Raw genomic sequence first — 552 nt, 5'->3', positions numbered from 1 at the left:
CTCGGTGCTTTTTCAGGGTGAGTGCGGTGAGTCGTCAGATGCGGCTCAGGTCGACCATGTCGATGTGGCTGCCTTATTGCAGGCATGGGGCGCCATGACCGATACACATGAATTCTTTGATTTGCTTAAACGCTTTGGTGTTTCGCGTAAGCAGGCCATGCAGTTGGCTCGGGGACGGTATACCAGGCAGGTGGGCAACAATAGTGTGCAGCTTTTGCTCGAGGCGGCTTCTTTTGAGCAGGTGCCTATCATGGTTTTTGTCGGCAATCCGGGCTGCATTCAGATTCATACAGGTCCCGTACGCCAGATTCATGTGGCCCAATATCAGGGGAATACTTGGGTCAATGTGTTGGATGCGGATTTCAATTTTCATCTGTTGCAGGATAAGGTGCGAGAGTGCTGGGTTGTGGAGAAACCCACTCGCGATGGTGTGGTGACTTCTTTGGAAGTGTTTGATGACAAAGGTCGAGCGGTGGCGATGTTATTTGGTGCCCGCAAGCCAGGTCAGCCTGAGTTGGCTTCCTGGCGCGTATTGCTGCAAGATTTACCGAC

Annotated in this window: 1 protein-coding gene; it reads left to right on the top strand. The window is 52.5% G+C overall.

Annotation, left to right across the window (positions count from 1 at the left end; all coding sequences use genetic code 11):
* Window positions 1–552 (top strand): hemin-degrading factor (locus NZ585_15095; GenBank protein MCS7081354.1); only part of this gene is annotated, 552 nt, incomplete at both ends.

The sequence above is a fragment of the Chloracidobacterium sp. genome (genome assembly GCA_025057975.1).
Classification (GTDB): Bacteria; Acidobacteriota; Blastocatellia; order Chloracidobacteriales; family Chloracidobacteriaceae; genus Chloracidobacterium.
This window is presented reverse-complemented; position numbering and strand designations above follow the sequence as displayed.